Origin of the sequence: Metalysinibacillus jejuensis, assembly GCF_003057615.1 — a bacterium.
Lineage (GTDB): Bacteria > Bacillota > Bacilli > Bacillales_A > Planococcaceae > Metalysinibacillus > Metalysinibacillus jejuensis.
The window spans coordinates 1-534 of sequence record NZ_QAFW01000158.1 but is presented as its reverse complement, the minus strand read 5'-3'; the positions used below and the strand labels follow the sequence as shown (position 1 = coordinate 534).

Below are 534 nucleotides of genomic sequence, written 5' to 3'. Positions count from 1 at the left end.
AGAACGCTGGGCAATTGAATCCTTTTTTCGTTGGATCAAGCAGAACTTAAATGTGCCTGTTTTATTTGGCACAACTGAAAACGCCGTGTTTAACCAATTGTTCGCGGCTTTAATTGCCTACGTATTATTGAAATTTTTACAAACGGAAGGACACAAGAAAAAGCACTGTAAACGCCTGTCTTTCGCTGGTTTCACACGCCAGCTTCTTTGTGATACCCTGCCGATTGAATGGCGAATTGGATTGAAAGAAATAGTCGAATGCCACCGTGAACTTTATCAAATAGATATTGGGTGATTTTGGTTAATCAACACGTGTGGACGTGCAGTTTAATCCCTGAACGATTCCCGTGATAAAGCGCCCATGGTAAACGAGTTTTTCCGACCGTAATCGTTGTCGAATCAATTGTCAGAAGTTCTTTTTTTAACTTGAGAGAACGCCTTGCAGCTCGGTTTAATCGGCCGACAATTAATTCGAAAATACGCTTCACGATGAGGTAATTCAGTTCACCTAAACGTTTTGAAAGTGTCGAATAG

General features: G+C 41.0%; 1 protein-coding gene and 1 pseudogene. One reads left to right on the top strand and one right to left on the bottom strand.

Annotated elements, in window-relative coordinates; genetic code table 11:
- On the top strand, positions 1–295 hold a 295-nt coding region (locus DDE80_RS14665; RefSeq protein ID WP_153060937.1), incomplete at its 5' end, for a transposase.
- A gap of 10 nt (positions 296–305) precedes the next feature.
- Here the strand turns inward: DDE80_RS14665 and DDE80_RS15505 are convergent.
- Positions 306–534: pseudogene (locus DDE80_RS15505) on the bottom strand (IS4 family transposase); the annotation flags it as partial.